At 31.5% G+C, this 24,103-nt stretch carries 26 protein-coding genes; 21 read left to right on the top strand and 5 right to left on the bottom strand.

Going from position 1 to position 24,103, the window contains the following annotated elements:
* The first annotated feature begins 151 nt into the window (after window positions 1–151).
* A complete protein-coding gene (locus tag SA378_RS06820) occupies window positions 152–589 on the top strand; it encodes an MOSC domain-containing protein (RefSeq protein ID WP_318525232.1) in 438 nt (145 codons plus the stop codon).
* Window positions 590–951: 362 nt separating this feature from the next.
* Here SA378_RS06820 and SA378_RS06825 read toward each other — a convergent pair whose 3' ends face one another.
* Window positions 952–1,299 (bottom strand): hypothetical protein, encoded by a 348-nt coding sequence (locus SA378_RS06825; RefSeq protein WP_318525233.1) that lies wholly within the window; start codon window positions 1,297–1,299, stop codon window positions 952–954.
* Between the two features lie 204 nt (window positions 1,300–1,503).
* Here SA378_RS06825 and SA378_RS06830 point away from each other — a divergent pair, with 204 nt between their 5' ends.
* The 7 genes from SA378_RS06830 to ndk all read left to right on the top strand — a co-directional run bounded on the left by SA378_RS06830 (window position 1,504) and on the right by ndk (window position 7,162).
* On the top strand, window positions 1,504–2,547 hold the full coding sequence (locus tag SA378_RS06830; RefSeq protein WP_318525234.1) for a PAS domain S-box protein: 1,044 nt from the start codon (window positions 1,504–1,506) through the stop codon (window positions 2,545–2,547).
* A gap of 6 nt (window positions 2,548–2,553) precedes the next feature.
* Window positions 2,554–2,892 (top strand): GGDEF domain-containing protein, encoded by a 339-nt coding sequence (locus SA378_RS06835; protein WP_318525256.1) that lies wholly within the window; start codon window positions 2,554–2,556, stop codon window positions 2,890–2,892.
* Between the two features lie 420 nt (window positions 2,893–3,312).
* Window positions 3,313–3,456 carry a hypothetical protein gene (locus SA378_RS06840; RefSeq protein ID WP_318525235.1) on the top strand — a complete coding sequence of 48 codons (144 nt, stop codon included), beginning with the start codon at window positions 3,313–3,315 and terminating at the stop codon, window positions 3,454–3,456.
* Window positions 3,457–3,790: 334 nt separating this feature from the next.
* Window positions 3,791–4,858 (top strand): hypothetical protein, encoded by a 1,068-nt coding sequence (locus SA378_RS06845; protein ID WP_318525236.1) that lies wholly within the window; start codon window positions 3,791–3,793, stop codon window positions 4,856–4,858.
* 175 nt (window positions 4,859–5,033) lie between these two features.
* Complete coding sequence (locus SA378_RS06850) at window positions 5,034–6,140, top strand: DEAD/DEAH box helicase (protein WP_318525257.1); 1,107 nt, start codon at window positions 5,034–5,036, stop codon at window positions 6,138–6,140.
* 76 nt (window positions 6,141–6,216) lie between these two features.
* On the top strand, window positions 6,217–6,714 hold the full coding sequence (locus SA378_RS06855; protein WP_318525237.1) for a flavodoxin family protein: 498 nt from the start codon (window positions 6,217–6,219) through the stop codon (window positions 6,712–6,714).
* 19 nt (window positions 6,715–6,733) lie between these two features.
* Window positions 6,734–7,162, top strand: a complete 429-nt coding sequence (ndk, locus tag SA378_RS06860) for a nucleoside-diphosphate kinase (RefSeq protein ID WP_318525238.1) — start codon at window positions 6,734–6,736, stop codon at window positions 7,160–7,162.
* A gap of 164 nt (window positions 7,163–7,326) precedes the next feature.
* Here ndk and SA378_RS06865 read toward each other — a convergent pair whose 3' ends face one another.
* Window positions 7,327–8,328 carry a copper amine oxidase N-terminal domain-containing protein gene (locus SA378_RS06865; RefSeq protein ID WP_318525239.1) on the bottom strand — a complete coding sequence of 334 codons (1,002 nt, stop codon included), beginning with the start codon at window positions 8,326–8,328 and terminating at the stop codon, window positions 7,327–7,329.
* A 148-nt stretch (window positions 8,329–8,476) separates the two neighbouring features.
* On the opposite strand from SA378_RS06865, the gene SA378_RS06870 reads away from it, so the two are divergent.
* Together SA378_RS06870 and idi are read left to right on the top strand one after the other, a co-directional pair.
* Window positions 8,477–9,676, top strand: coding sequence for an acetate/propionate family kinase (locus SA378_RS06870; protein ID WP_318525240.1), 1,200 nt, complete (start codon window positions 8,477–8,479; stop codon window positions 9,674–9,676).
* 50 nt (window positions 9,677–9,726) lie between these two features.
* Window positions 9,727–10,263 carry an isopentenyl-diphosphate Delta-isomerase gene (gene idi, locus SA378_RS06875; RefSeq protein WP_318525241.1) on the top strand — a complete coding sequence of 179 codons (537 nt, stop codon included), beginning with the start codon at window positions 9,727–9,729 and terminating at the stop codon, window positions 10,261–10,263.
* A gap of 32 nt (window positions 10,264–10,295) precedes the next feature.
* Here idi and SA378_RS06880 read toward each other — a convergent pair whose 3' ends face one another.
* Both SA378_RS06880 and SA378_RS06885 read right to left on the bottom strand, forming a co-directional pair.
* Window positions 10,296–10,838, bottom strand: a complete 543-nt coding sequence (locus SA378_RS06880; protein WP_318525242.1) for a biotin transporter BioY — start codon at window positions 10,836–10,838, stop codon at window positions 10,296–10,298.
* Window positions 10,839–11,008: 170 nt separating this feature from the next.
* On the bottom strand, window positions 11,009–11,989 hold the full coding sequence (locus SA378_RS06885) for a biotin--[acetyl-CoA-carboxylase] ligase (RefSeq protein WP_318525243.1): 981 nt from the start codon (window positions 11,987–11,989) through the stop codon (window positions 11,009–11,011).
* A 166-nt stretch (window positions 11,990–12,155) separates the two neighbouring features.
* On the opposite strand from SA378_RS06885, the gene SA378_RS06890 reads away from it, so the two are divergent.
* The 4 genes from SA378_RS06890 to SA378_RS06905 all read left to right on the top strand — a co-directional run bounded on the left by SA378_RS06890 (window position 12,156) and on the right by SA378_RS06905 (window position 14,667).
* Window positions 12,156–13,154, top strand: a complete 999-nt coding sequence (locus SA378_RS06890; protein ID WP_318525244.1) for a nucleoid-associated protein — start codon at window positions 12,156–12,158, stop codon at window positions 13,152–13,154.
* Window positions 13,155–13,244: 90 nt separating this feature from the next.
* Window positions 13,245–13,745, top strand: coding sequence for an S-layer homology domain-containing protein (locus SA378_RS06895; protein WP_318525245.1), 501 nt, complete (start codon window positions 13,245–13,247; stop codon window positions 13,743–13,745).
* Between the two features lie 117 nt (window positions 13,746–13,862).
* Window positions 13,863–14,087 (top strand): DUF3841 domain-containing protein, encoded by a 225-nt coding sequence (locus tag SA378_RS06900; RefSeq protein WP_318525246.1) that lies wholly within the window; start codon window positions 13,863–13,865, stop codon window positions 14,085–14,087.
* A gap of 133 nt (window positions 14,088–14,220) precedes the next feature.
* Complete coding sequence (locus SA378_RS06905) at window positions 14,221–14,667, top strand: Hsp20/alpha crystallin family protein (protein WP_318525247.1); 447 nt, start codon at window positions 14,221–14,223, stop codon at window positions 14,665–14,667.
* Between the two features lie 132 nt (window positions 14,668–14,799).
* Here the strand turns inward: SA378_RS06905 and SA378_RS06910 are convergent, their stop codons facing one another.
* Window positions 14,800–15,432, bottom strand: a complete 633-nt coding sequence (locus SA378_RS06910; protein ID WP_318525248.1) for an SIMPL domain-containing protein — start codon at window positions 15,430–15,432, stop codon at window positions 14,800–14,802.
* Window positions 15,433–15,724: 292 nt separating this feature from the next.
* Here SA378_RS06910 and SA378_RS06915 point away from each other — a divergent pair, with 292 nt between their 5' ends.
* The 7 genes from SA378_RS06915 (at window position 15,725) to SA378_RS06945 (ending at window position 23,886) form a co-directional block, all read left to right on the top strand.
* Complete coding sequence (locus SA378_RS06915; protein WP_318525249.1) at window positions 15,725–16,414, top strand: FadR/GntR family transcriptional regulator; 690 nt, start codon at window positions 15,725–15,727, stop codon at window positions 16,412–16,414.
* Between the two features lie 644 nt (window positions 16,415–17,058).
* Entirely contained in the window at window positions 17,059–18,084 is a 1,026-nt protein-coding gene (locus tag SA378_RS06920; protein ID WP_318525250.1) for a TRAP transporter substrate-binding protein, read from the top strand.
* A gap of 66 nt (window positions 18,085–18,150) precedes the next feature.
* The gene (locus tag SA378_RS06925; protein WP_318525251.1) at window positions 18,151–18,639 is read left to right on the top strand and encodes a TRAP transporter small permease; all 489 of its coding nucleotides are present in this window, start codon (window positions 18,151–18,153) and stop codon (window positions 18,637–18,639) included.
* Window positions 18,640–19,923 (top strand): TRAP transporter large permease, encoded by a 1,284-nt coding sequence (locus SA378_RS06930; RefSeq protein WP_318525252.1) that lies wholly within the window; start codon window positions 18,640–18,642, stop codon window positions 19,921–19,923. It abuts the gene before it with no gap.
* A gap of 62 nt (window positions 19,924–19,985) precedes the next feature.
* Window positions 19,986–20,915: a 2-dehydropantoate 2-reductase gene (locus SA378_RS06935; RefSeq protein WP_318525253.1), complete on the top strand. Its 930-nt coding sequence runs from the start codon at window positions 19,986–19,988 to the stop codon at window positions 20,913–20,915.
* A gap of 386 nt (window positions 20,916–21,301) precedes the next feature.
* A complete protein-coding gene (gene panB / locus SA378_RS06940) occupies window positions 21,302–22,159 on the top strand; it encodes a 3-methyl-2-oxobutanoate hydroxymethyltransferase (protein ID WP_318525254.1) in 858 nt (285 codons plus the stop codon).
* 41 nt (window positions 22,160–22,200) lie between these two features.
* On the top strand, window positions 22,201–23,886 hold the full coding sequence (locus tag SA378_RS06945) for a formate--tetrahydrofolate ligase (protein WP_318525255.1): 1,686 nt from the start codon (window positions 22,201–22,203) through the stop codon (window positions 23,884–23,886).
* Window positions 23,887–24,103: the final 217 nt, after the last annotated feature.

Here is a 24,103-nt window from a genome sequence, read left to right on the forward strand (position 1 = left end):
AAAACAAATGATACTTAATTGTAAAATTTAACAATTTAAAAAATAAGCTAACAATGCTGTATTGTTTTTTTTGCAATATATATTATTTAATATTGTAAAATCATTTAAATGACAATATAATATAAAAAACAGAGTTAAACAGGAGCGTAATATGAATAAGGGAATTATACATGCCATTTCAATAAGTAGTGAAAGAGGGAAACTAAAAGAGGAAGTAACACAAGCGAACGTTATAGAGAATTTTGGCATTGAAAATGATGGACATGCAGGAGAATGGGGGCGTCAGATTACATGTCTCAGTTATCAGAGTGTGCAAAAATCAAATAAAGAAAATAATCTTAATATGGGACCTGGTGATTTTGCAGAGAATATTTTAATTGACGGAATTGATCTTTCAAAAATATCAGTTGGAAATAAAATCAAATTAGGTGCAAGTGTTGTTTTAGAAGTTACCCAAATAGGAAAAGAAGATCATCCAAGTGTAGTGACGAGAAAATTTGGAGTTAGCCTTTTGCCATATGAAGGTGTATTTTGTAAAGTTATAGCAGGTGGTATTATTAAAAAAGGAGATTCGGTTGAAGAAATATAAGCAATATATAAATATAAATTAAACACATTAATTCTATTGCATTATTAGGAGCAAAAGGTGGAAGAAAATGAGTATTACTTTGCATCAAGCGATATAGCAATATGTTTGGATTATCCTAGATATTTGCCGGAAAGGGATGTTATAAAGATTTAGTTCGAGTTCTTGGAGAAAAATATAATGTGCCGATTATGAAACATCAAGCATTAAGAGTGCCTGGAAGTGTTATTTAAGATAAACAATTCAAAAGAAACTGCTTTTATTAATATAATTAGCAGTTTCTTTGTTGGAAGTCAGTTGGTTGTAGCAGGAATAACTCAGCGATTGGTAAAATCTCTTTAGGCATTGTAAAAAATATAATTTACTTATATTCTTTCTGCTCTTTCATTATCGTCTAGTTGGTTTGAAGATTTGTATTTAGCTCTCAACGCTGAAAATATTCTTTTAGCACTGACATCATTTATTCCGTTTTTTTCTAAATTAATATCAACCAATTCACTTATTTTGCTGGTTTTATTTTGAAGGACTGTACTTACATCCCACGGTGTTTCAAGTATAATTTTTTTATCATATTCGAATTTTTCTTTACTCTTATACTTTGTATCTTCATAATCCAATCCTTCAATATCTTTTATAAGCAAAGGTACTTCCTTTTCATTAAGAACAACTTGCACCAATTTTTTTTGTTTTTCTACTCCACCTATTTCTTTCATTAATATATTCTCCTTTATTGTTGTTAGATAAAATTTTCAGTTAGCATTCTTACTATATTTTCTATTTTATCACAAAAAAGCAAATTTGACGTCAAAAATGTTTTAAATTTCTTTAAATTGATGTATAATAACATAGATTGTATTATAATTTTAATAATATATAATTTTTTATAACAATTACAAATCTTACATAGGAGGAAATGTATGGGGAGTATAAGAGGTATTGAAACATTAGAGGATGAAGCGCTAGAACAATTTGAAAAGTTTATTACAATGCCTACGATTCTTTTTAATGACAAAGAAGTTCTATATTTAAATGATAGCTGTAAGCTAATGTTGAATTATAAAGAAAAGGAATTTCAAAGAAAAGAAGATATGGAATTTATCAGTTGTTTAGAAAAAGAATATCTTAAACAATGCAATCACAACATTTTTGAAAGCACAACAGATACTATTAAACAGGAAGTATTAATAAATAAAAATAATAAAGATATAATATGGGTGGAATATATAGGTAAAGTAGTTATATATAAAGGACAAAAATCTTTTCTCGCACATTTGTATGATATTACAGATAAAAAATTGAATCAATTGAATTTATATAGAATATCTAGACTAAGAGCCTTAATGCTTGAAGTTACACAATCGATTTTAAAAATCGAAGATATTAATCAAATATTTCAATTGATTTTAAAAAATTCATTAATAGCTTTAGAGAAGTCGACAATAGGAACAATTCTAATAAAAGAAGGTGATTATTTCACTGTAGCATCTTCTGTGGGTTTTGTAGATGATATTAAGAATTTTAAATTGCCATATGAAGATTCATTTATCTATATAGCTACAGATGGAAAAATGGATAGGATTGCAAACATTGGAAATATACTAAAGTATAGTAAATATATTCGGATTAAGACTACTTTGGGGGACAAAAGGTTTATTGAATCTACTATTACAGTTCCAATTTACTTCAAGGGCAGTTTATTTGGTACAATTAATGTTGATTCTGTTGAGAGAAATGCCTTTGATGAAGAAGATGTGAAGTCCATGGAGTTCATAAGAAGTAATGTAGAAATTGCGGTTTCTAATCATCTCTTATATAAAGAAAAGTCTTTATCAGCGAAATATGATTGGTTGACACATTTGTACAATCGCAGTTATTTTGAAGAAAGCTTTTTAAAGATTAAGGAGAAAGCGGTAAAATATAACGAAATTTTTCAGCTTGTAATGTTTGACATTGATGGGTAAAAAAAAATTAATGATTCAATGGGTCATTTGATTGGGGATAAAATTATAAAAAAAATTGCGCAAGTGATAAGAAACAGTACTAGGGAAAGCGATATTCTTGCTCGAATAGGGGGCGATGAATTTGTAGCAATCCTATTTGGTTCAAATAAGGAATATTTTAAAGAGAAGTTTCAGAACCTTCTAAAACAACTTGAGAATGAACCTTTGTCAGTAGCTGGTGAAAAGGTAATATGTTCATTTAGTTATGGAATAGCCAGTTTCCCAGAAGAAGGAATGGACCTTGAAGAATTGATTGAAATAGCGGATGAAAGGATGTATGCTTTCAAAAATAAAGTTAAATGTTAGTTAGAATTAGGGACTGTCCTTAATATTGAAAAGAATAATATCTCACATATTGAAATAAATGGAATTATATAATATAATAATTAAACAATAGTTGCATAAAGGTGAGGTAAAGTATGAATAAAGAGGTAATTGGGGAGAAAACGTATACTTGCAGGTGTAAACGTTATGTAAAAAGGGGAAGCCATTGCAGAAATTAAAAGATATTCAGGTACACAATTTGATACTAATATTGCTAAAATATTTATTGACATGGTTCTAGAAAAACAGATTAACGATTGTTAGTAAAATAGCGTGAAATTATTCTATATTTATATTGAAAATTATTTAAAAGTATCGTATCATAAGTATTATTGAAAGAATTTAGGAAATAAAATATATAATAAAAAATTATAAATTTTAACAATAAAGGAGAGATAAATTATGGGCGATAAAAGCATTAAAAAAGAGGAAAAGAAAAAAAAGAAAAAAAATGCAGAAACTACAACATACGTTCCATCAATACCATATGAAAGACCGGTAATGACTCAACCTGAGTTAATCAAAAAAAAGAAAAAAGCAGATTAATTTTATTAATTCAATACAACTATAGCATATAAACCTCTCAAGTAAAATTCGAGAGGTTTTTTTATAATATTGGAAAGTTCTCTTTGCTTAGTAAAAAACATTTATTATAGCAAAATTTTTATTTGCGAACAATAATTATATATATGTCGTAACAGTGAAAAAAGTAAGAATACTATTTAAATCATAAGCAATAACAGTCTTTTCTGTATTATTTCAACTAATTTGACTAATTGTGAAAAATGATGTATAATTAGCTAATAAATAAATTATGTTAACTTTTATATAACAGTAAATATATGACTAAGTTTATATAATTATATGAGGAGGTATGAGTTTGGAATTTATTGGCGAAATAATTAAACACAAGATTTTTGGTATAGGTAAAATAACTGAATTGAATAATAATTGCGTTAAAATAAAATTTGATGATATTGAAGAGGAAAAAGATTTTGTATATCCAGATGCTTTAGATTCATATTTAGAACTTAATAATAAGGTATTGGCAAAACAAGTTGAAGATAAATTAATTGATTACAGGAAAAAGAGAGCAGAAAAACGTTTAAAAGAAGAAGAATTAAGAAAAGAAGCTTTAGAATTAGAGATGTTGAAAAATATGAAATATAAAGAGAAGAAAATTGTTATTAAAAAAATTGATTCAAATATTGCTTTTAAATGCAATTATTGTGATGGGGGGAGCAATAATGGCAGTATTGGATATAAAGCTGTATGTAGTGATGAAACTATAGATTATAATATTAATAGTGCAAAGAACAAATGGTGCAGTGACCCTGAATCTAATTGTTATCAGTACTTGCAAGGCAATATATCAAGAGAAGAACTTGATTTGGAAATTAATGAAAATAAGTACATTTGTTATGAAAGTAAAATGTTAAAAGAATGGCGTACATTTACTGTTGCAAATAGCAACGGTAAAAATAAAGAAAAATCAAAGAAACTTAGAAATGTTAATCCAGGAAGCTTAGTATTGCTCACAACAATACTGCCGAAAGAAAAGGAAAAAGGTAGGTTGATTTTTGCCGTCTACCTATTGCAGGAAAATTATGAGATTAAATATGAAAAAGAAGGAGTTCTTGAAGCTAGTGATAAATATAGAATAGAGTTGTCTGTTGAGGAATCTAAAAAACTTAAGTTCTGGGATTATTATTTCAATGCAAATAATCCTGAAAAAATATCTAACAGTAATGGATTATATAGATATTTTGATGATATTCAAGCAGCACAAGTGCTTAAGAAAATAAGTGAAATAAAAAAAGGCACTTCTGACGAAGCATTATCAACAGAATTATTAGAACATTATTGTAAAATAAAAGATATAGATGTTAATGAAATACCAGAATTAAGTGGAGCATTACAAGTAATATCAGAAAATAAACAACAATAATTCAGAACTTTGAGGACGGACCATTCAGTGAAGGTTGGTCCTTTTTTTGTCCACTAAAGTTTAATAGTATAAATTTAATTTAACATTCATAATTTTCCAAATATATTAGTAAAAAATACTCAGCTGTGGTATAATAATACAAAATTATAGAAGAAAATTGAAAGGTAATGAAATAATGGACTTTAAAAATCTAGGAATAAATGAAAATATAATAAATATATTAAAAGCTTCAGGAATTACAACTCCAACGCCTATTCAGGAAGAGTGTATTGAAATAATTAAACAAGGAAAAGATGTAATTGCAGAGGCACAAACCGGCACAGGCAAAACTCTGGCATTTTTACTGCCTATATTTGAAAACATATCTCCACAATCAGATAGCGTGCAGACTTTAATAATTACACCAACTCGCGAGCTGGCAATTCAAATAACTGATGAAGCTGTGAAATTAAATAAAGTGAAAGAAATAAACATTTTAGCTGCATATGGCGGAAAAGACATTGACTCTCAAATAAGAAAGTTGAGCGGTGGAATTCATATGATTATTGCCACACCGGGCAGACTTTTGGATCACATCAGAAGAGGAACTGTAGATTTAAGCAAATTAAAAACAATGGTTATAGATGAAGCAGATCAAATGCTTTTAATGGGATTTAAAAGTGAAGTTGAAGATGTAATAAAGGAAACACCAAATACAAGACAGACATTGTGTTTTTCTGCAACAATTGATTCAGAAGTTAAAAAACTTGCATATAAATATATGAAAAATCCTGTATCAATTGCAGTGCATAAAGAAAGTGTAACTCTTGATACCATTAAACAACATGTTGTTGAAACTACAGACAGAAATAAACAGGATGCACTGTGCAAAGTATTGGATAAAGACAGACCATTTATGGCTATAATATTTTGCAGAACTAAAGTGAGAGTTGACACATTAGAAGAAGCTATGCACGCAAGAGGATATAACTGCGAAAAGCTTCATAGCGACATACTTCAAAACAAACGTGAAAGAATAATGAAATCTTTCAGAAAAGGGGATATTCAGTACCTCATTGCAACGGATGTTGCTGCAAGAGGTCTTGATATAAGCGGAGTAGGTCACATATATAATTATGATATACCTGAAAATGCAGAGTCATATATTCATCGCATAGGCAGAACAGGAAGAGCAGGGGAGACAGGTTACACATGCTTATTTGTTGCACAAAAAGATATGAGCACATTGACTGAAATAGAAAAAGCTATAGGGTTTAAAATCGAAAGAAGAATTGTAGAATAAAAGTTCTGTAGATTTTGTAATGAATTGAATGAGCGTACATTCATATAATAATTAATTATTTAACAGGAGGACGACAATGAAGAATTTAATTGTGTTTTATTCTCTCACAGGCAATACAGAAGCAGTTGCAAAGGAAATTTCAAAATTAATTGACGGTGACTTAAGAAAAATTGAATTGGTTAGTGAGCCAAAATCAGCTGGGTTTGCATGGGCGGCAATTGGTTCTTTAATTGGACTTAATGGCAAAATAAAAAAATCGGACTTTTCTGCAAGTGAGTATGACAACATGTTTATAGGCGGCCAAGTGTGGGCTGGACACAGTTCTACACCTGTTAATGCTATTTTGTCCAGTTTGGATTTTAAAAATAAAAATGTTTATGTTTTCTTGACACAAGCAGATGACAAGGAGCCTGGCGCAGTGTTTAAATCAATAGTAAGCCGAGTTGAGAAAAAAGGCGGAAATGTAATTGATACTTTTTATATTCAAACTCAGATGAAAAGTGTTATTACATCAGAACAATTAAAACAGCCTGTTTTAGATTGGATTAATAAAAACAATTTAATTAGCGGTTAAAAACGGCAGGAGGATTACTATGATTGAAAAAACTTTAGCTCTTATTAAACCAGATGCTATTGAAAGAAAATTAATGGGTGAAATAATATCCATATATGAAAAAAATGATTTTCATATAGCGGCTCTAAAAATTATAAAGCCAACTTTAAAAATCGCAGAAGAACATTATTTTGAACATAAAGGTAAGCAATTTTTTGGGGAACTTGTAAATTATATTACAAGGGGAGAATTGTGTGCTTTGATTATTGATGGCAAAAATGTTATAGAAGAAGTAAGGAAAATAAATGGAGCAACTGATCCGTCAAATGCTGAAGAAGGAACCATTAGACGACGTTTTGCATTGTCAAAATCTGAAAATTGTGTTCATTCTTCCGATTCAAAAGAAAGTGCTGAGAGGGAAATGAAAATCTGGTTTCCTGAAAATTCAATTTTGCAATCTATTCATTAAATAGCTATTTATTTCAGACAATTGATTATATTCATGTCCTCCTAATCAAAGTGAAGGGTCTATTAAACATTGAAAACATAAAAACCTTCATCTGCATCAAAGATTGCAAATAAACGATTAAAAAATCATGAAGCATTGAATTGCTTCATGATTTTTTAAGTATACTAATTGTTTATTACGCATCCGCTATTTATTATAATGTTGTTTTCAATAAAATTAGCTTCTTTTACAATTCCTGTTTCTTTAAAAAAGCTCAGTGGTATGTACGTGCTGTTTGTATTTAATATTGGGGCAGTTTCAAGTTCTATTGGGGCTTTTCCAGAAACTGAACAGATGGTTTCACCTATTTTTATTGTAATTTCATTTCCAATCTGCACGCTCTTTTCTTCATTGTTCCAAGAAACTTCATATCCTAATGCTTCTGCTATTCCTCGAATTGGAACCATTACAACTCCTTCTTCGCTTATATAAGCAGCCGGAGAATCAATTATTTTGTCGTCTACAATGATGTTAATAATCGAATCATCCACCTGCTGTGATAATACTATTATTTTGTTTGGAGTAGTTTGAGCAGGAATACTTTTTGTTGTAAAATCATAAAAAACTATAAGCTTTCTGTTTGAAAGAGCAGTTTCTAAATCAGATATGCTTGGTTTAGCAAACCAGTATATTTGTGTGCCGTTTTCCCACAATATTTCAGTATCTTCTGAAATATTAAGCTTTAATGTTTTATCTGCACTCAATAAATCACCATCAAATTTATCAGCTTTAATATTTACATCATCAAATACAGGAGTAACAATATCTATTGTGTATTGAGGCGGATAAATTAAAATCATAGGTCTTCCTGATTCGTAATATCCGGTTATTTCTGTACCTTCTTCAATTTTCACGTTATCTACATAATATGTATTTTCTGACAATATAAAATTTGCCTGCATGCCATCTTCGTTTTCTACAAAGGCTTTTAAAACTCCTTCTTTGCTGTCATCAAGTTCTTTAACAGTTCCGGTAAATGATAAATAAAATGGTTGCGGCTGTGTTATTTCAATTACATCATTATTTTCTGACGTTTCATTCTTTATTTCACTTGCTAGAGATGGAACGGTTGAAAATGTTATTAACATTGATAAAATCAATGCGTTTATTTTAGTAAAACTTCTCATAATGCCTCCTAAATAATTTTGTATTTATTTAGACGGTCTGTTTCTGATAAAGTTCCATAAGCATATTGTCTTGCTAATAATAAGAAAATATAGTAATATCTTCATTAAAGATAAAGCATTTATTGTATAAATATTTATGGAGGTACCAATGAACATATTAATATTAAACTGCGGCAGTTCATCAATCAAGTTTCAAATTGCAGAAATGCCCGAATATAATGTTGTTGTGCAAGGCAGTGTTGAAAGAATCGGATATGAAGATGCAGAATTTAAATATTATATTGGAAATGACAAAAATTCAGAGATATTTTCGGTAATGAATCATGAAGAAGGAATAAATATAATCCTTGATACGCTTTTTGACAAAAATATTTTGGGAATTAGCAAAAGCGATATAGCTGCAATTGGTCATAGAGTAGTGCAGGGAGGAGACAAGCAAAATGTTTCTGTAATAATTGATCAAAATGTAATTGATTATATAGAAAATATTAAGGACTTAGCTCCCCTTCACAATCCAAATCATTTGGCAGGAATTTACGCATGTCAAAAACTGTTGCCTGATGTTATGCAGGCTGTTGTATTTGACAATGGATTTCATATGTCACTGCCTGAATCAGCATATGTTTATGGTATTCCATATGAATATTATGAAAAATATCATATTAGAAGATATGGTTTCCATGGGATAGCATTTAGAAGCATGGCCGAAGAAGTTGATAAAATTTTAAATGATTCACACAAGAATTACAAAATTGTAAATATGATGCTTGGAAGCGGAACAACTGCCAACGCTTTAAAGTATGGTAAATCTATTGAGGTAAGCACAGGATTTACTCCTCAGGAAGGTCTTATTCAGTCTACCAGGGCCGGGGACATAGATGCTGCAGCAATTTTATATTTAATGAAAAAAGAAGGCCTGTCCATAGAGAAGGCAGATGAATTAATAAATAAAAAAAGTGGTTGGAAGGGCTTATCCGGAATAAGCAACGACATGAGAGAGATATATGATGAAGCGGGAAAAGGCAATGAAAGAGCACAGCTGACTATTGATGCCGTATGTCACAGATTTAAAAAATATGTGGGTGCTTACAGCGCAATAATGGAAGGCATGGATATCCTTGTGTTTTCAGGTGGCGTGGGTCAAAATGCACATTACATAAGAGAAAAAGTATGCAGTGGTTTAGAATATATGGGTGTAGAAATTGATACAAATAAAAACAAGAATTTAAAGGAAGCTGGAATTATCAGCAAAGATTCTTCCAAAGTAAAAATAATTGTTGTAAAGGCAAACGAGGAAAAAATAATAGCAGAAGACACATTTAATCTTTATGAGAAAATAAAAATTTGAAAATTGGTTTATAATAATTATCATGAAATAAGAAAGGTAAAAATTAAAATATGGATAAAATTGTTGAAGTTGATTTTCTTGACAATACTATAAGAGAAATTACAAAAGAAATTGCTCATAAAGATGGTATAATGCATCGTGCATTTTCTGTTATACTGTACAGTGGCAACAGCATATTGATTCAACAAAGAGCTTTAGATAAATATCATTGCGGTGGCTTGTGGACAAACACTTGCTGTTCTCATCCTCACTGGAATGAAAATATAAATGATGCTGCAAAAAGACGGTTGTCAGAAGAAATGGGAATTGAAGCTGAAATTGAAGAATTGTTCAGCTTTACATATTATTATAAGTTTGAAAATGGGTTGACGGAATTTGAATATGACCATGTGTTAGTAGGCGAATTTGACGGAAAATTTGAAATTAACAAGCAAGAGGCAGCAGATGCAAAATGGATTGACATTAAAGAGTTGCAGGATTGGATGAAAAATAAACCATACGAATTTACACCTTGGTTTATTATAATAATGCCTAGGATTATATCTTATTTAAAAAAATTAAAAGACGTTCTTAATCCAAATGAATAATTGAATTATGAACGTCTTTTAATTATATCTATCTATTTATTTAGCTTACCTTGAAGCTTCCTGCCAATGAACACAGCTATAATCGCTTTTAGAGTATCACCTGGAATAAATACAAGCATGCCTATTTTTAAAATTTTAATTATATTAAAGTTGCTTGATAACAATAAATTTAATACATAGTACATGTATGGAAGGCCAATAGCATAAATGATTAATGTTCCCATCACAACTGCGATTGATAAATTTTTTGTTGTTTTTGATTTGTTTTCTAAGAATTTTCCAACGAAATATGCAGCAATAATATAGCCTATTAAAAATCCAAAGCTTGGTTTAACTATAGTTTGAACTCCTCCTGAAAAACCTGCAAAAATTGGTAAACCGGCTAATCCCAACAATAAATATACAATTTGAGATAGCATAGCTTTCTTTGAACCTAAAATGATTCCGGACATCAAAATAAAAAATGATTGCAGTGTAATAGGAACAGGGCCTATTGGTAAGCTGATGAAAGCTCCGATTGCTGTTAAAGCAGTAAATATTCCTATGTGTGTTATATCTCTGATGCTTAATTTCATAATAAATTCTCCTGTTAAAATATTTTATGTCATAATCTTGATTAATACTATTTATGTCATCATGAACGCATTGAATGACCTCACAAAATATTAAAAAGATGAGATTCTTCGACCTAGTCTCAGAATGACAAGATTTGTGAAGTATACATTGTAAATAGACAATACCAATATTACTTAACTTTTTTAATTGAAACTTCTCCAGAATGCAGAGTTTCTTTTTGACCTTCTTTGTTAATAATTATTAAACCGCCATACTCGTCTATATCCAGTGCAAATGCTTCAAGCCATTCATTGTTTTTATTGTATAAAATATATTCACCCAGTATCAAGGACCGTTCTTTGTATATTTCTAAAAACTTCTTATTTCCAAGTTCTTTGCATATTGATAAGACATTGTTTATTATTTCAGCAGCAAGTTGGTTTCGTATGCAGAAGTTTTCATCTGAATGGAAAATAGATCCTGCAATGTTTTGAAGTTCTCCGGGAAATTCTTGTTCTTTGGTTTTAACGTTTACTCCTATACCCACAATGACACTTTCAATCCCACCGCTTTCAAAATCAGTAACTGCTTCTGTGAGTATGCCGCATACTTTTTTATTTTCAATATAAATATCATTAACCCACTTAATTTGAGGTTTTTCATCTGTAAAATTATCAATGGCATTACAAACAGCAACAGCTGTAGCTGTTGTTATTAAAACTGAATCAGCTATGTTCAAATTTGGTTTTAAAATTATGCTCATATAAATGCCTGATTCAGAAGGAGAGAAAAAATCTCTTCCAAAACGTCCTCTTCCTTTTGTTTGTTCTTCAGAAATAATTACAGTACCGTGCACAGCATTGTTCATTGCGTTTATTTTTGCTTCTGTATTTGTTGAAGCTAATGATTTATAAACAGTTATTGGAATATTCTTATACTCATCATTTAAATACAAATTAATACCTTCTGAGGACATGACATCAGAAGAAAATGACAAAGAATAGCCCTTGTTAGACGTTGCATCGATTAAATAGCCTTCTTGCTTAAGTGAATTGATGGCTTTCCAAACAGCTGTTCTTGAGACACACAGCATGTCTGCTAATTCCTGGCCAGAGATATTAGCACCTTTATTAAGTTCTAAAATATGTAACACATTATTTTTTAAGGACATATTGTTCACCTCATTTTCAATTATTATAATAAACAACAGGGATATTGTCAACCTTAAAATGAAATACGGTTAACAATATTTTGGATGTTTTTTAATGTGGTAAAATAACATGACATGATATATAATTATGATGATTATAATTTTACATATTATGAAAGAGGAAAAAATGAGCGTATCAATATCAAGAGCAATACTTCACATACTTGACCCAAGTTTAGGAGTGCCTGTGCTTTCAGAAAATCTAATGTCTTTTAACGAAGAAATGAGAGAATATACAGAAAAACATATTTTAAAATGTTTTAATGATTCTGATTTAAAGAAAACTAAATTTATAAATGAAGATGGATTCTTTTTAAAACTTATTAATGAATATCGTGATAATAGCGAGTTCAAAAAATTCACCAATGAAGTATCGGAATTTTTCTACAAAACAATATCTGAAAATCCGGATATAAAACCATGTGACCTTTTATTTGTTCAAGCTAATGTATTTAACAAAGACTATATGGTAATTTTGAAATTAAACTATAAAAAAGGCTACATTCATTTTACAAAACAAGAAGAAGGAACGAAAAACATTATTATTGAACAGCCATGTGCCTTGCCGTCAGCAACTCAAAAAATAGATGAGTGTATATTTGTTGACATTAATACATTAGAAGTATTTGTCAAAGAGAAGAAATGCCAGGTTTACAATGAACCAAGCTATTACATTTCAAAATATTTGCTTGAATGCAAAGAAGAAAAACCAGACAAAGAAAAAGTTAAAATAATTACTGATACAACAGATAAAATAATCAAGGAATATTACGATGATGATATGTTAATGAAAACAAAGGTAAAAAATATCATAAGAGAAAATGTGGAAGACTCTTTAAACATCAATGTTGCAGAAATTTCAGAACAAGTATTTGAAGATCATGAAATAAAAAAAGTATATGATGAAGAAATTAAAATGAAAGGCTTAAAAGAGCCGGAAGTAAAAGTAAATTTTAATTATGCAAACAAAATAAAAACAAAGCAAAAAATCGTTACAGATGAAGGAATTGAAATAAATATACCATATGAATTAATAAGCGATAAAAATAAAGTTGAATTTATTACAAATCCAAACGGAACAATTTCCATAGTATTAAAAAACATAGACAATATTATTGATAAATAATTCTATAACATTCTTCAAACAACATGGACGCTTAAGAAAAGTGCTGCACGTTTTAACAACAAATTTATTTACCTGTGAAAGGATTAGGATATGAAAAGGACAAGCAAAATTATTAAAACAGCTTTATTTGCAATATTAATTTTAACCATTTCCATAACAAATGCATTTGCAGGGGAACTGGCTAATTTCGAAAAGTTACAAAAATATACGAATAATTTTGAAGATATAAAAGGAACGGATAGGTTTGCAAATGACGTAATAAACTCCTATGAAACAGGTCTTTTTAAAGGCAAATCTGAAAACATATTTGATCCATATGGAAATATAACATTGGCAGAAGCAATTACTTTGGTATCAAGAGTTCACAGCATATATAATGGTGGCACCGGAATAATTGAAGATAATGATTCATCAGAATGGTTTTCAAAATATGTGGATTATGCAGTTGACAATGAATTATTGGAACCTAGTGAATTCAGCAATTTATATGCTAATGCTACAAGGGCTGAAATAGCATACCTTTTTTGTAAAGCTATTGATTTAAATGATTTAACTAAAATTAATATATTCTTGTTAAAAACAACGATTTAGATAAAGCCATAGATTTATTAATTAAAGAAAGATATGAAATAATAAATTAAGTAAGCAAGTCAATAGAAATTTATTATGAGGTGCAATATGAATAAACGAATAAGGGGAGGGAAATTTATGGCTGAGGATTCTACAAATAAAGTAACTCTTTGGACAAGGCGAGATATCAGAAGCTTAGAAGATGAAAAGACATCGCACTTTTATCCGGAAGAAAGAAAAAAAGTTATGGACAGCTGGATTAGAGTATTTGATACGGATGTATGGGATATATTTAGAATACAAGCAAACATATGTGAAATAAGACCTGAGATGATAATAGATATAATAAGCGCAGAAAATTAAAGACGAGGCGAAAAAATTAAAATATTTTCTAAAAAAATAGTTGACAAAAATATAAAAATGTGTTATATCAAGAATATAAATTAGCACTCAGAAGAACGGAGTGCTAACAACAAATATAAAGGAGATGTTAATCATGTCGGGATTAGTACCTTTCAACAGAAAGAACAAAAGTTTAGTTAATAGTGATTTTGGGGACTTTTACAACATGCTTGATGACTTTTTTAGTGATAATTGGCCATCTAGAAGAAGTCTTGTAGGAGATACCTTCAAAGTTGATGTACAAGAAAATGATAAACAATACTTAATTGAAGCAGAGCTTCCTGGTGTTAATAAGGATGAAGTTAATCTTGAATTGAATGAAGGCAGACTTAATATATCTGTCAAGAGAGAAGAACATATTAATGAAGAAAAGAAAAATTACATTCATAAGGAAAGACGTTACAGTTCAATGAGCCGCAGCGTGTACTTGGCTGATGCAAAACAAGATGGTGTAAAAGCAAATCTTGAAAATGGAGTGCTTATTGTAACTGTACCAAAAGAATCTAAACCAAATAATTCTTTGAAAATTGATATTGAATAACTAAATTAAAGGCTGTCTCTAAAAGGCGGAACGACGAGAGTCGTTCCCTATTTTAATAGACAGCCTTTTTTATATTGAGTCACTTAACGATAGTTTTGTAGAAACTTTTTTTATACTATGTACAAATAGTTTTTAATATATAAATTCTACTGTTACTCGTGCTTCAATTTGTAAATTACCAGGCAATATTGGAGTTGCAGCAACTTCCCTTTGAAATGCCTGATATGGCTGAATTGGCAAAGAGCTGTTTTCTGTAATGTGCACTGGTATAGGATTTGTTTTTATTCCCAAATTCATTGAAATTGATTTTGATTTTTGAATTGCGTTTTGTACGGCAAAATTTAGTGCTTGCTTATAATATAAGTCTTTGTTGGATACATCAAAGGAAATGAGATCGACAACATTAGCACCCATATTAACGGCAGTATCAATAATATTTCCTGCCATGTTTATGTTGTTTGTTTTAATTTCAAGTATGTCACGAACAGAATAACCTCTGTCTACTTGTCTTCCGTTTTCATAATCATATATTTTGTCAATTGAATATTGAAATGTCTTAACATCAGTTATTCCCATGCGTTGCAGAGCCTGTATTATCGCTTGAATTTTCTGCGCATTTTCAGATTGAATTTCTACTAAATTATCTCCTGTTGTTTGAACACCTAAGCGGATAATAACTGTGTTTGGAACTGCAGAAACTTGTCCTTGTCCTGTTAAAGTCATGGTTTTATATTGGAAATTGTTATCAGAAAAAGATTTAGACATTTTATAACCGCCTTCCTAAAAATAATGTTTTTATAATTATATGTAACAAAAATTAATTTTTTAACTTTTGATAAAAATATAATAGTTGCAGCTGGAAGAAACAGATGAATAATTAAATTAGTGTTTACGGCAAATTATAGGGAAAACTAATTGGTAAAAATTAACAATAATATTTGTAGTTAAAATAGAAGTTTAAATAAATTCGCTATTCAGAGCTGATAACATTTCAAATTATTTGACACAACTTTTATAAATTGATATAATAAATCTATATCATTTAAAGGGGTAAAATATGCAGTCTAAAGAACATTCTCTTTCAGAAAATGTGGCGGAAAATCTTAAAAATATGATTTTAATTGAAAAAAGATACAAACCTAATGAAAAACTACCAAATGAGAGAGCTTTGGCTGAACAAATGGGAGTAAGTCGTCCTTGTGTCAGAGAAGCTATTAAATTTCTTGAGGCAAGCGGTGTTCTAACTATTAGAAGGGGTGTGGGCACATTTGTAAGCGACAATCCCGGAGTTTTACCTGATCCTTTTGGATTTAATCAAATTGAAAATCAAAAAAAACTATTGTCAGATTGGTACAATGTTCGTATGATTCTTGAAGGGGAAGCAATGAAAATGGTGGTTGAAAATGCTACTGACGAAGAAATAGAAGAAATAAGAAGTTTTGCAGAAGAAGTAAAACAATTGATAATTGAAGATAATAAGGCATTCGTTTTAGCTGACCAAAAGTTTCATAAAGCCTTGGCATATGCAACCCATAACGATATTATGATTAAAATTCTTCCTTCACTGCATGAATGGATGTATTTTGGAATCATATCTAACAATTATGAATATCTTGCTCATGATATAAAAATCAATGCATTTGAAAATCATGATAAAATTTTGAGGTTTATCATAATGAGAGACAGTGAAGGTGCAAAACTTGCTATGCGTTACCACATGCTGCAGGGACTAAAAGATTTAATTTGATAAAAGTTTAAGTTTATATTGTTGAACAATAAATGCTCAGCAATTTTTTTATTTTAAGCTTTGTTTTAATTGTTTAATTTATGTAACTATTTTAAATAGCAAATATCTATATTTAGTGTCGAGAATAAGCAAATGTTAATTTGTTAACATAATTTACCGAGCGCATATCGTAAAAAATTTAGGATTCGTGCTAGAAGTAATACCACAAAATTGATAGCGTTATAAAAATTTCATAACTTTGATAATTAAATGTCATTTAATCGTTGGAAATTAGCTAAAAACTAAAAAATATTTTTGTATAACAGATTGACAAATTGCTGGATGCCATATATAATAGAACACAGAGGTAATACCTCACGAAGTTATTAAAATTAAGAAATCTCAACAATATAAAAATATGCCGATGAAAGCATTTTGTTCTGTCGATCAGGAAAACGATTATTATTTTTAAAGGTAATTTAAATAGAAATATAATAATTTGGAGAAAACAAAAAGAAAAAAAATGATTGCGGATTTCAATAAATTAAAGAGGAAGGGCTGTTTCAGAGCAAAAGTTAAGGATGTGAAGTTTGGCAAATAAAAATAGAAATCTATTATATAATGATGCCATTTTAATAAAAAAAATATATTAGGAGGATTTTTGAATGAAAAAATTATTATCTATGTTATTGGTGTTAGCTTTATTATTGTCGGTGACAGCATGTAGCGGAGAGCAAAAGACTGAAACAAATGCAGCTGATTCAAATGCTGCAGTAAAAACAACTGACGAAAAAATAGTAATAAGGGTTGGGACTGCAACTGAGATAGACAGTCACTATACACAAGGAGCACAGGAGTTTGAAAAGAAGGTTGAAGAATATACAAATGGTAAGGTAGACGTGCAGATATTCCCGAGCGGTCAGTTGGGAAATGAAAGAGATATGATTGAAGGTTTGAGTTTAGGAACGTTGGAAATGGTAGTAAGTTCAACAGGACCTCTTCCAAACTTCTCAAAAGATTTCCAGGTATTTGACTTGCCATTTTTGATTACAGACAGAGAAAAGGCATACGAGGTGATGGATGGAGAAATAGGGCAAAAAATATTAGGAACTCTTGAACCTTTAGGGATTAAAGCTTTGGGCTTCTGGGAAAACGGCTTTAGAAATATATCTAACAACAGCAAAGAAATCGTTACACCTGCAGATGTAGCTGGTATGAAAATAAGAACGATGGAGAATCCGATTCACATAGCTACATTCCAACAAATGAAAGCTATACCTACACCGATGGCGTGGTCTGAAGTTTTCACGGCTTTACAACAGGGAACTATAGATGGACAGGAAAATCCATTGGTTATATTCAACTCTAACAAATTATATGAAGCACAGAAATATCTTTCTTTGACAGGACATGTTTATTCGCCTGCAGTAATGATGGTCAGCCTAGATGCTTTTAACAGCTATCCTAATGATGTTCAGAATGCAATAATAAAAGCAGAGCAAGAAGCTAGAACTTGGGAAAGAAATTTCTGCATAAAAATGGATAACGAGCTCGTAGACGCTATAAAATCATATGGTGTTACAGTGACGGAAGTTGATAAATCTCTATGGCAAGAAGCTTGTCAGCCTATATATGATCAATATGCTTCAGAGATTAATCAAGACTATGTTAATGCTCTGAAAGGCAATTAATATAAAGGATGGAGCGCTTTTGTGCTCCATCCCTTAATATGAATATATATGATTGACGGAGGAAAAATGAGAAAAGTATTGAAATTTTTAGATAACTTTGAGGAAAATGCTATTACCGTGTTGCTGCCTATAATGGTTATTATTATATTTATGGCAACTTTTTTTAGGTTTACAAAAATAATGATAATTCCTTGGTCTGAAGAAGCTGCAAGATATATGATGATTTGGATTGTTTTTCTTGGCATTGGTGTTGGCGCTAAAAACAATACGCATTTCACTGTTGACAATTTTGTAAATGCCCTTCCAAAATCAACAAATGTTGCTACATTTATATTAAGAACATTGGTAATTTTAGGATTTTGCGGATTAATGACTTACATATCCGGCGGACTTGTTTCTAAATTGTATAAAATGGGCCAGGTTACTCCTGCTATGCAAATTCCTACATGGGTAATTTATTCTGCTGTGCCTGTTGGGTTAACTCTTATGTTTGTGCGTACTCTGCAGTATTGTATAAGAAAATTAAGTAAAGAAAAAGTACGGGGGGTGGAGTAAATGGCAATGACTTTATTTGGAACTTTGGCATTTATGCTTGTGTTGAATGTTCCTATTTCTATATCCTTAGGTATAGCTGCCATAACGGCTCTTACGACAGGAACAATGAACACAAACATGGTTGTTATTGCTCAAATACTTTTTACTTCCCTTGACAGCTTTCCTTTAATGGCGGTACCATTTTTTATTCTTTCTGGGGATCTTATGGAAAGAGGTGGAATTTCTAAAAGACTTATAGAATTTGCCAGAGTTTTGCTTGGTAAACTTCCTTCAAGTCTTGCAATAATAACGACTATTGCATCTGCATTTTTTGGAGCCATATCTGGTTCTAATGCTGCAACTGTGGCTGCTATAGGTGGAATTATGATACCAAATATGGAAAAAGCAGGTTACCCAAAGGACAGGGCAGCTGCCATAGCAGCATCCTCAGGTACTTTAGGAGTAGTTATACCTCCAAGTATATCTATTGTGACATATGCTATCATAGCCAATGTATCAATAGGCACAATGTTTATGGCTGGATTTATACCTGGATTAATGCTGGCAACAGCAATAATGATTGTATCAATAATTACTTGCAAAGGTTTCGAAATTAAACAAACTGAGAAGTTCACATTTATAAAATTAAGTAAGGCATTCTTGGATGCTATATGGGCTTTGTTTATGCCGATTTTAATTTTAGGAGGAATATATGGAGGTATTTTTACTCCTACAGAAGCTTCAGCAGTGGCTGTTGTATATTCTTTCTTAGTTGCTATGTTTATATATAAAGAATTGACATGGAAGGATTTGCCGGAAATACTTTCAAAATCAGCAGCATCGACAGCGGCTATTTTGTTTGTAGTATGTCTTTCTGCGCCGTTTTCATGGTTAATGACAAGTGCAAATATTCCTATAGCAATTGCTAGCGCTGTATTGAATGCGTTTAGTAATAAGTATGTAATATTCTTCCTTGTAAACTTAATACTTTTGTTCCTGGGATGTTTCTTGGAAACTCAGTCAATCATACTTCTTATAACTCCAATGCTTTTGCCTCTGGTTACTGGACTTGGAATGAATCCTATTGCACTTGGTATAATAATGGTTATTAATACATCCATAGGAATGATTACGCCTCCAATGGCAGTGAATCTGTTTGTTGCCAGCGGAATTGCTAAAATATCAATAGGAGATATGAGCAAAAGGATTATCCCATTTTTATTGGCAGAAATAGGTGTATTGTTGTTGTTGACTTATTTGCCGGCGATAATTACTTGGCTTCCTTTGGTATCTGGATTGATGTAATTATTAATAGAATTTAAAATTAAATATATAACTAAAAGTTTCTAAATAATATGGAGGCAGACATGAAAATTGCAATTATTGGCGCTGGTGCCATGGGAAGCATATATGGGGGATTTCTTGCAGAAGCGGGTAACGAAGTATATTTTCTGGATGTATTTAAAGAGCATGTTGATAACATTAATCAAAATGGTCTTTGGATGGAAGGAACAAGCGGAGAAAGATACATAAAGGGCATCAAAGCAACATCTGATTCTCTGGAAGTAGGTGTTGTGGATTTGGCTATAGTTTTTGTAAAATCTACTATCACAGATGTGGCGATTGCACAAAATAGAGCTGTTATAGGAGAAAACACTACTGTTCTTACTTTGCAGAATGGGTTAGGAAATGTGGAAAAATTAGAAACTGTGGTAAGAAAAGAACAGATAATCACAGGTACAACATCTCATGGAGCAAATTTGCTTGGACCAGGCAGAGTGAAACATGCAGGCCATGGCGCCACGGTTATAGGGGAATTGAATGGAAATGTTTCAGAGAGAATAAATAAAGTAGCACAGCTGTTAAAGGATGCGAAGCTTGAACCTGTAACAGTATCGACAAATGTTATGGGGATTATTTGGGATAAGGTGTTAGTAAATGTAGGCATAAATCCGCTTACTGCACTGACAGGTTTAAGAAACGGGCAGCTTCTTGATTACTCTGAAACTGAATGGATTATGCAAGAAGCGGTTAAAGAAGCTGAAATGGTTGCTGAAGCATCAGGCGTAAGACTTGCTACGCCAAATCCCGTGGAACACTGTAAGGAAACTGCAAAAGTAACTAAAGAAAATATTTCTTCAATGCTGGCGGATGTGAACAACAAAAGAAAAACGGAAATCAATAACATAAATGGAGCAATTGTCAGAGAAGCTGAAAAACACAATATAGATGCTCCTGTGAACAATGTTCTTACAAAGATGGTTATATTGAAGGAAAAGATGTATCAGACTAATTAGGTTGTTAATGGGGAACCTTAGGGGTTCCTTTTTGTTTAGCAAATATTGAAAATAAAATTGTGTTTAAATAAAATATAACAATATAACAACAAGAAGTATTACCACAAATTATACTAAATTTTCACGATTCGTTAGAATTTGATAACAAAATATCAATCAATAAACTGTGATATCAACAAAAAAGTGATAAAAGAGTTAATAAATACAGTTGACATATTGAAAATAATTATATATACTATCTTATAGAGGTAATACCACAAAGAAGTTTAAATTTTTTAAAATTTCACATAGGATCGAATTATAAATTATTTTAAATTTTTTTAATCAGTAAGGAAAACGATTATAAATCGTTTAAAAAATACAATATTAAATAAGGAGATATTAAGATGAAAAAGAAAATGACAATCATGGATTTCAAGAAATTCAAGGAGGAAGGGAAAAAGTTTTCATATGTTACTGCTTATGATTATACAATAGCATCTATAGTAAATGAAAGTGAATGTGAAGTAATACTTGTAGGTGATTCACTTGGAATGATAATGCTTGGGTATAGCGGAACAACTCCTGTTACAATGGATGATATGGTTCACCATATCAGACCGGTTGTAAAGGGAGCACCTCAGACATTCATAATTGGTGACATGCCTTTTGGATCATACAATGTAAGCAAAGAACAAGCAATAATGAACGGAAACAGATTGATAAAAGAAACGGGATGCGACTGTATTAAACTAGAGGGCGGGGTTGAAATGGCTGAAACTATTGCTGCAATGGTTAAAGCAGGTATACCTGTAATGGGACATATTGGACTTACACCTCAAACAGCAACTTCACTGGGAGGATTCAGAGTTCAAGGAGGGACACCGGAATCAGCGGCACAATTAATAGAAGATGCAAAGGCATTGGAAAAAGCAGGATGTTTTTCATTAGTTCTTGAATGTGTTCCAAAGGGAGTGGCTAAGTCATTGACAGAAGCTGTAAAAATTCCTGTATTAGGAATAGGAGCTGGCCCTTATGTTGACTGTCAGGTATTGGTTACACAAGACTTGTTAGGAATGTATGGGGAGTTTAAACCAAAATTTGTTAAACTGTTCAAAAACATAAGAAAAGAAATGGTTGAAGGACTTAATGAATTCCATAAAGAAACTTTGGAAGGAACTTTCCCTTCAAATGAATACAGCTTCAATGCAAAAGTTGAAGGATATGAACTTGATACGTTATATGGAGGGGGAACTTCCAAATAACAGAACTATTGCTAAATAAAATTAATTTAATCGGAGGGTTAATGACTGAAAAATTTTTAAGTGATATAGAAATTGCACAGCAAGCAGTGCCTGAAGTAATAAATAAAATAGCAGTGAAAATGGAAATACCTGACCAGTATGTTGAAAACTATGGTAAATTCAAAGCCAAGGTTGACTTTAGATATCTTCAAAATGAACTTAAAGATAATGAGAATTCTAAACTTATTCTTGTTACTGCAATTAATCCCACACCAGCAGGAGAAGGAAAAACAACAACTACCATAGGATTGGGAGATTCACTGTCCAAACTTGGCAAGAAAACGATTATCGCGCTCCGTGAGCCTTCATTAGGCCCTGTTTTCGGGGTTAAAGGTGGAGCTGCAGGGGGAGGATATGCTCAGGTAATACCAATGGAAGACATAAATCTTCATTTTACAGGAGATTTTCATGCAATAGGTGCAGCAAACAACTTGTTGGCAGCAATGATTGATAATCACATTCATCAAGGCAATGAACTTGACATCGACAGCAGGCGAGTAGTTTGGAGGAGAGCTGTTGACATGAATGACAGACAGTTAAGACATATTGTTGATGGTCTTGGAGGAAAAACAGAAGGTGTAGTGAGAGAAGACGGGTTCGATATAACTGTTGCTTCTGAAGTTATGGCTGTGTTCTGCTTGTCAAACAACATAATTGAATTGAAGGAAAATTTGTCGAAAATAATTGTTGCTTACAATAGAAGCGGTGAACCGGTTATAGCAGGACAGCTTAAGGCTGAAGGAGCTATGGCAGCTTTGTTAAAGGATGCATTGAAACCAAACTTGGTTCAGACTTTGGAAGGAACTCCTGCATTCATTCACGGAGGGCCTTTCGCAAACATAGCACATGGATGTAATTCAGTAATAGCAACCAGAATGGCTAGCAAGATGGCAGATTATACAGTAACAGAGGCAGGATTTGGAGCTGACCTTGGAGCAGAAAAATTCATCGATATAAAATGCCGCAAAACTGGGTTAAGACCAAGCGCTGTTGTAATAGTAGCAACAGTAAAAGCATTAAAATATAACGGTGGAGTAGCAAAGGCATATTTAGGAGCTGAAAACCTTGAGGCTTTGGAAAAAGGACTTCCAAACTTATTAAAACATGTGGAAAACATAACTCAGGTGTTCAATCTTCCTGCAGTTGTTGCAATAAACAAATTCCCTACAGATACAGAGGCAGAACTTAACCTCATAAAAGACAAATGCAAGAATTTGGGAGTAAATGTTGCACTTTCTGAAGTGTGGGGAAAAGGAAGCAAAGGCGGAATTGAACTAGCAAGTGAAGTGCTTAGACTTTCAGAAAAAGAAAGCATCATGAAGTTTGCATATGATCTTGATATGCCTGTTAAAGATAAAATAACAGCTATTGCGAAGAAAATTTATGGAGCAGAATCAGTTGATTTCTCAGCAAAAGCCAGCAAGGAAATAGCAAACTTTGAAAAAATGGGATTTAGTAATCTTCCAATATGTATGGCAAAAAATCAGTATTCATTGACTGATGACCCTAAGATTTTGGGAAGACCTACAGGATTTAAGATAACCATAAGAGATATCACAATTTCTGCAGGGGCAGGATTCCTGGTAGCTCTGACTGGAGACATAATGAAAATGCCTGGACTTCCTAAGGTTCCAGCAGCAGAAAATATTGATGTTAATGTTGACGGAAAAATAAAAGGATTATTCTAATAAATTAAAAGGCTGTAAATCAGCCTTTTAATTTAAAACCTAATAAAGGAGTCTTGAAATTTGAGCAGTGTTTGTTTAACGCCTAAAGAAACTTCGGAAGCGCTGATTGTAACGGCACAAAATAAAGTTAAAATGACCGTGCCAAAGCGAATTATAATGAGTATAATGGCAGGCCTTTACATTTCTCTTGGTGCACAGGGTTTCATGGTGACATATG

Source organism: Sedimentibacter sp., assembly GCF_033447055.1.
Lineage (GTDB): Bacteria > Bacillota > Clostridia > Tissierellales > Sedimentibacteraceae > Sedimentibacter.